The organism is uncultured Oscillibacter sp. (assembly GCF_910584465.1).
Taxonomy (GTDB): Bacteria; Bacillota; Clostridia; order Oscillospirales; family Oscillospiraceae; genus Oscillibacter.
The window spans coordinates 31773-38806 of record NZ_CAJUBK010000022.1; the positions used below are offsets into that span (position 1 = coordinate 31773).

Annotated in this window: 8 protein-coding genes; all 8 read left to right on the plus strand. The window is 67.3% G+C overall.

What is annotated here, in order from left to right; translation table 11 throughout:
• A partial coding sequence (locus QZ332_RS07240) for a tape measure protein (RefSeq protein WP_295764164.1) occupies positions 1–2264 on the plus strand: 2264 nt, incomplete at its 5' end.
• 1 nt (position 2265) lies between these two features.
• Positions 2266–2904: a LysM peptidoglycan-binding domain-containing protein gene (locus QZ332_RS07245; protein WP_295764165.1), complete on the plus strand. Its 639-nt coding sequence runs from the start codon at positions 2266–2268 to the stop codon at positions 2902–2904.
• A 46-nt stretch (positions 2905–2950) separates the two neighbouring features.
• Entirely contained in the window at positions 2951–3937 is a 987-nt protein-coding gene (locus tag QZ332_RS07250; protein ID WP_295764166.1) for a hypothetical protein, read from the plus strand.
• 4 nt (positions 3938–3941) lie between these two features.
• Positions 3942–4364, plus strand: a complete 423-nt coding sequence (locus QZ332_RS07255) for a DUF2577 family protein (RefSeq protein WP_295764167.1) — start codon at positions 3942–3944, stop codon at positions 4362–4364.
• Positions 4361–4783, plus strand: coding sequence for a DUF2634 domain-containing protein (locus tag QZ332_RS07260; RefSeq protein WP_295764168.1), 423 nt, complete (start codon positions 4361–4363; stop codon positions 4781–4783). Before QZ332_RS07255 ends, QZ332_RS07260 begins: the two co-directional genes overlap by 4 nt.
• Positions 4776–5867 (plus strand): baseplate J/gp47 family protein, encoded by a 1092-nt coding sequence (locus tag QZ332_RS07265; protein WP_295764169.1) that lies wholly within the window; start codon positions 4776–4778, stop codon positions 5865–5867. Before QZ332_RS07260 ends, QZ332_RS07265 begins: the two co-directional genes overlap by 8 nt.
• Positions 5864–6472 carry a putative phage tail protein gene (locus QZ332_RS07270; protein ID WP_295764170.1) on the plus strand — a complete coding sequence of 203 codons (609 nt, stop codon included), beginning with the start codon at positions 5864–5866 and terminating at the stop codon, positions 6470–6472. Before QZ332_RS07265 ends, QZ332_RS07270 begins: the two co-directional genes overlap by 4 nt.
• A 15-nt stretch (positions 6473–6487) precedes the next feature.
• The coding region (locus QZ332_RS07275) for a hypothetical protein (protein ID WP_295764171.1) at positions 6488–7034 on the plus strand (547 nt) is incomplete at its 3' end.

A 7034-nucleotide genomic window follows, 5' to 3' on the forward strand; every position in this document is an offset into this window, starting at 1 on the left:
ACGCACAGAAGCAGTTCGCCGCTACGGGGGACGAGGCGGACGCGCTGAGAGCGTCCCTGGCGGGGCAGGAGTATGAGGACTACCGCCGGAAGATGGAGACCATCAACAAGACCATGAAGGAGACGGAGAAACAGATCCGGAGCGTCAGCGGGGCGGCCAAAGGCTCCGGCGAGGCCATGAAAAACAGCGCGGGAGGCATGGGAGACTTCGGTCAGAAGAGCGGGCTCTCTCTGGCGCAGGAGGGGAGCGCCTGGATGTTCCTGTCCAGGAGCGGGACGGGAAAGATGCTCGGGGAGGCAGTTTCTAACATGGCCGGGACGCTCGTGGGCAGCGCCCTGGGAGACGCCGGAGGGTCCATGGTGAGCAGTATCGGCTCCGGGATTGCCGCCGGTGCGGCGGGCGGAGCTATGTTCGGGCTGCCGGGAGCCGTATTTGGAGGTTTCCTAGGCGGAGTTTCCGGCGCTATCAACGGCGACAATCAAATATACCAGGCCAAGGACAACGTCTTCAAAGACTACTACCGCAGCCTCTACGAAGACACCAACGCCGCCACGGCGGAACGGCTCTCCAGCGGCACCGCCCTGGCCTCCGGCCGGGAGACCACGAAGCTGTCCTTCAATACGCTCCTGGGCGACGACAAGAAGGCCGGGGCGTTCCTGGAGCAGGTCCAGGACACCGCCAACACCACGCCCTTCCTCTACGACGACCTGGTGGGCATCTCCAAGACCATGCTCAGCTTCGGCACGGCGATGGACGACATCATCCCCACCCTGACCAAGGTGGGCGACGCCGGGGCGGCCCTGGGCCTCTCCGCCGGGGACATCGGGACGGTGTCTGCCTACCTGGGCCGGATGCAGTCCAGCGATAAGGCCACGCTGGAATACCTGAACCCCCTGAACGAGCGGGGCTTCTCCGTGTTCCAGTGGCTGGCGGACGACCAGGGCGTCAGCGTGGGGGACGTATACGGCCAGATCTCCAAGGGGGAGCTGTCCGGCAGCTATGTCAGCGACGTAATCTTGACCCAGTTCGAGAAGCTGTACGGCGGGATGATGGATATCCAGTCCAAGTCGGCGGAGGGCCTGGACAGCACGCTCCGGGGGCTGAAGGAGAACGTGGACGCCGCCGGGGGCGGCGCCTACAACGAGGCCCGGAAGGGGGCCAAGGAGGCGGACATCGCCGCCTACGGCGGGTATCTGGGGGACCAGCTGGCGGAGCTCTCCGCCATCGGCGGAGAGGTGCAGGCTTATGGAGAGAACCTCCGGGACCAGTACCAGCGGGAGGCCCTGGAGGCGGTGCTGACGCGGACCATCGACAGGGAGACCACCGTTTTCTCGGAGGAGCAAACAGCGAAGCTGATCGAACTGTCGGCGCAGTACCGGGAGGCCGAGGAGGCTTACGGCCACGGCAGCCTGGAGGCCGGGCAGAAGATGCTGGACCTCCGGGAGGATGCGGAGGCCCTGGCCACCGCCGCCTATGAGTCCAGCGGATGGGCCCAGAAGCAGGTGGACATGCAGATCGAGCAGATCGACGCCATCCGGGATCTGACGAAGACCATGGCCGCCGCCACGGACGCCTGGAGGACGGACAACGCCTTTTCCAAGGGCAGAGCGGCCGGCTTTTTTGGGGGCGGCTGGGATCTGGCGATGGAGACGGCGGGGCGGTTCGAAACGCCCGGGGCATCTCCCGGGCCGGAAAGCCTGTCGGACCGGGCGCTCCACTCCGCGGGGGCGTTCGCCTACGGGCTGGAGCGCGTGCCCTATGACGGGTTCCCCGCCCTGCTCCACCAGGGGGAGCGGGTGCTGACGGCGGCGGGGGCCCGGGAGATGGACCGGGGCATCCTGGCCGGCGCCGCGGCGCTGGGGGCGGATAAGGCGCACCCCCCGGAGGGCCGGGCCCTGGGCCTCTCTGCCGCCGCGGCCCCTCTGGGCGCGGACAAGCAGTCCTTCCGGAACGAGGGGAACGGCGCGGGCGGTGTACCGGACCGGACCCTCGCGCGGAGCGCCGCTCCGCTGGAGGAGGCCATATGGGGCCCCCGCAGGATCGAAGATCTCATGGGGAGAGGCGGATGGGACGGCGCGGGCGGAGGACTCGCCGGGGACGGCGCGGAGCGGGAGCCGGCGGGGCGGGGCGGCGGGGATATCCGCCTCAGCGTGCATGTGGACGCGATCCATGTCCAGGGGGACGCCGACGACGGCCTCGTGGACGAGATCGCGGAGGCTTTGCTGCAAAAGATCCAGACCGCTGTATTGAGGGGAGGGGGATGAGATGCAGATCGTTTTCCGCCACATCGAGACGAACACCGAGCTGATCATGCCGGTGACCCCGCCGGACTTCTATGTGGAAGAGGGCCGGGCGGCGGAGCGCCTGGATATGACCGACACCGGCCAGGTGCACCTCCCCGGCCTGCGCCAGCTGTTCGACCAGAGGATGGAATTTTTGCTCCCGGCATCGGAGAGGAACTATACCGCCGGAGGCTGGGCGGGGGATCCTTACGCCGTGGTGGACCGGCTGGCGGGATGGTCCGACAGCGGCGCTGTGCTGCGGTTCATCGTCACGGGCACGCCGGTCAACTACCCGGTGCTGCTGGGGCCCGTGCGCCACGGGCAGAAGGACGGCACAGGGGACGTGTACGTCACACTGGAGCTGCGGCGCTACCGGGAGCTGGCGGAGGAGAGCACCGAGATCTGCCCGGACACGGGCAACTTGGGCCGGGCCGCGCCCCAGGAGGAAAAGGGGGAAGGCTCCTATACGGTGGTCAAGGGCGACACGCTCTGGGGCATCTGCCGGCGGACCTACGGGGACGGGAGCCTCGCCTGGAAGCTGGCGAAGGCCAACGGGATCAAGAACGCGGACCTCATCTTCCCGGGCCAGGTGGTGGAGCTGCCGGCCAGGGGGAGGCTGTGAAACGGAGGCGCGTCCGGCGCGGACGCATCCGTTGGGAGGGATCGCGATGGCATACGACGACCTGCTGAAGATCCGCACGTGGTCCGTGGACGGATCGAAGAGCGAACACATCACCGAAAAGGTCCAGGCGAAGACCTGGAGCGGGAGCTACAGGGACTGCGCCCGGCAGCTGAGCTTTTCCGTCCTCCCGGAGGCCCTGGCGGAGCTGGGCGGCATGGTGCGGTTATACCTGGGGCCGGACATCCTCTTTTCCGGGCATATCTTTTCCCGGAGCCGGGACAGCCTGGGGAAGACCATCGACGGCTCCGCCCTGGACAACGGGCTGTACCTGAAGAAGAACAGCACTTACATCGCCGTACGGGATCAGACGGCGGAGGCCGTCACGGCCCGGCTCTGTGGGGAGTTCGGCGTGCCCTGCGGGGATCTGGCGGCCACGGGGGTGCCCCTGAGCCGGAACTTCCTGGGGGTGAGCCTGTACCAGATCATCCAGACCATGTACACACTTGCGGCGGAGCAGACAGGGAAGAAGTATCAGATCCGCTTCCGCTCCGACCGCCTCCAGGTGGTGGAAAAGGCCATCGGGCCGGAGAGCATCCGCCTGGTGCCGGGGAGCAATCTGATCTCCTGCAAGTCCGCGGAGAGCATCGAGGACATGGTCAACCGCGTGGCGGTCTACGACGACGGGCTCCGCAAGCTGGCGCAGTACGACAGCCCGGAGGACTATGCCGCCCTGTACGGCCTGATGCAAAAGGCCATCAAGGCCAGCGACCGGGAGGATCCGGAGGCCGCGGCCAGGGACATCCTGGCGCAGAACGGGATCTCCACGACGATCACCGCGCAATGCCTGGGCAACGTGAAGCTCATCACCGGGAACGCGGTCGTCGTGCATGAGCCGGTCACCGGCGTGGACGGCCTGTTTTGGATAATGGCGGACAGCCACACTGTCAAGCGCGGGATCTACCAAACGAAGGTGACGCTGGATTTCCGTGACCTGATGGATGAGCAGTCCGCCGGGAGCATACCGAAGGAGTGATACGATGCGGGAAGACCCTTACAGCGGGTTCATCCGCCTCATGCAGGAGGCCGGACAGCCCAAAGGCCCCGTGGGCCCCGTCCATCTGCGGCTGGGGACCGTCCTGTCGGCGGACCCGCTGGCGGTGGACGTGGCGGGGACCACCCAGGAAGCGGGACGGTTCTACATCTCCCACCGGCTGGTGAAGGAGCACCAGGAGCTGCTCCGGCTGGACTGCAACGGCGTGAAGGAGAAGTTCACCCTGTCGGTCCCCTGCCCCGTCAGCGCCCACAGCGGCCATCCCGGCTCCAGCGACGGATCGCTGTATACCCCGCACTGCGTGGCGGTCCAGGCGGAGCCGGTGCTGAAGACGGGGGACGAGGTGCTGCTACTGACGGAGGACGACCAGATATTTTTCGTGATCGATAAGGTGGTGAAAGCGGGATGAGCGGCATTTTCCCCATCGTACAGCCGGAGGCGGCGGAGGCGGAGCCCCCGCGCCTGCCGCTGTGCAGGGAGGCGGCGTGGGACCTTGACAAGGGCACGCCCATCTTCTCCGGCGGGAAGCCCCTGGTGGTCACGGGGTCGGAGGCGGTGAAGGTGTGGATCTGGAAGGCCCTGATGACCGCCCGAGCCCACCACAGCGTCTATTCCTGGGATTACGGGAACGAAGTGGAGAACCTCATCGGGAAGCCCTTCGGCCCGGAGGTGAAGCGGAGCGAGGCCGCGCGGTACGTCCGGGAGGCGCTGCGGATCGATCCCTATATCCGGGCCGTGCGGCAGGTGGACGTCGATTTTGGATCCGACGGCCTGACCATCTCCTGTGAGGTGGAGACCATTTACGGGGAGGTGAGCGTCCATGTTTGAGGATATGTCTCCGGCGAAGATCCGCAGGCGTATCTTGGGCCGCCTGGTGACGGACCTGCAGACGCGGGAGGGGAGCTTCACCAATGACGTCATCGCGGCGGCCGCGGAGGAGATCAGCGAGTGCTACCACGCATTGGATGCGCTGGTCCCGGCGTTCTACGTGGACGAGACCAGCGGACCGTACATCGACCAACAGGCGGGGACGGTGGGCATCGTCCGCAAGGAGGGCACGGCGGCCTCCTGCCGGGTGACCTTCACCGGGCAGGACGGCGCATCCATCCCCGCCGGGGCGGCCTACTATACCGCGTCGGGGCTGGCGTTTTATCTGGAGGGCCCCGTCACGATCCGGGATGGGACCGGGGAGGGGTTCCTCATCGCCGCAGAGGTGGGGGCCGCGTATGATATCGCCGCCGGGGAGATCGTGACCGCCCTGCGGAACTACAGCGGCGTCAAAGGCTTCGCCAACGAGGCGGCGGAGGGCGGCGTGGACCCGGAGTCGGACGAGGCCCTGCTGGGCCGGTACTTAGAGCGGATGCGCAGGCCCGCCACGTCGGGGAACCCCTGGCATTATCAGCGTTGGGCCAAGGAGGTGGAGGGGATCGGAGCGGCCAGGGTCATCAGCAAATGGGATGGCCCCGGTACGGTGAAGGTCATCGTGGCGGACCAGGCCCTCCAGCCCGCCGCGGCGGCGGCGGTGGCGGACTGCGCGGCCCACATCGAGAAGGAACGGCCGGTAGGCCCCGCCGTCACGGTGGAAGCCGCCGGGGCGCGGGAGGTCCGCGTGGAGGCGGAAGTGGTCCTGGATGGGTCCGTCAGCCGCGGGAGCGTCCGGGCAGCGCTGGAGGAGGCCGTGCGGGAGTACCTCAAGAGCCTCGCCGCCTCCGCCTTCAGCGGGAACGTGGATCTGCAGCTGGAGACGCTGGATGCGGGGAGCTATGAGATCTTGTTCAACCGAATCGCCTTTTTGCTGCTGTCCATCCCCGGCGTGCTGGATCATACGGCCCTGATGCTGAACGGCGGGACGGCAAATCTCACGGTCCCGGCGGGCTCCGTGCCGGTGCTGGAGGAGGTGAGGGTGACATGAGGCCGTTCCTTGGACGCTACCCGGCCTTTTTGCAAAGGTCCCCGGAGTTCCGGGACCTTCAGCAGGCCCTGGAACCGGAGCTCCTGGAACTGTGGGCGGCCCGAGACAGCGCCTTGGAGCAGCTTTGCGTGGAGACGGCCTCTTGGGGCCTGCGGTATTGGGAGCAGACCTTGGGGCTCCCGGCGGAGGAGGGGAAGGACCTGGAAGTCCGCCGCAGCCGGGTCCGGTCCAGGCTCATGGGGGCGGATGTCACGACAGTCTCCCTGTTGGAGAGCGTTGCAGGGATATATGCCAAGCTTCCGGCAAAGGTGGAGGAACATCCGGAGCGGTTCTGGGTGGATCTTCTTTTCGATGAGGCCGGCGGCATCCCCGGGGATTTGGAAGGGCTGGTGGAGGCGCTGCGGGAGATCATGCCGGCCCACCTGGGCTGGGGGTTCCGGTTCTCGCTGGAGCTGGAGGGGGATCTGCGCTTGGGCGGGGCGTTCGGGATGCAGATGACGCTTCCCGTCCCGGAGGTCCCGGACAGGATGCTGTGGCTCAGCACGCTCCGCGCGGGCGGCCTGGCGGCATCGTCGTCCATCCTGCCGGTGCCGGAGCAAATTTAGGAAGGAGGGAACGCATTGGACTATGGTTATAAGATCACCACGCATGGGCGGCGGCTGCTGGCGGCGTGCCTGGACCTGGGCAGGCCGCTGAAGCTGACCCGGGCGGCGGTGGGGAGCGGGCTGATCGGTCAGGATGAAGACCTGGCGGAGGTCCACGCGCTGGTCCGATACGCGGCGGAGGCGTCCATCGCGGACCGGAAGCATGAAGGAGACCGGCTGTTCCTGACGGTCCGGTACTCCAACCAGGACCACCCGGCGGCGGGGAGCTTCCTGCTGTCGGAGTTCATGGTGTGGGCGGAGGACCCGGAGACGGGGCAGGAGACCGATCTCCTGTATGCCACCCTGGGGGACCACCGTCAATCGGTGCCGGGATACAGCAGGCATTTCCCGGCCAGCGTGTGGAGCTATCCCCTGGTGCTGGTGGTCTCGGGAGAGCTGCAGGTCTCCATCACCGCCTCGCCGGGGCTGGCGACCTGGGAGGACCTGCTGGCGCTGAAGGAGGAGCTGATCCGCTCGATCATGAAGGACGAGCTGGCGCTGCCGCTGGCGGCGGGGGACGGGG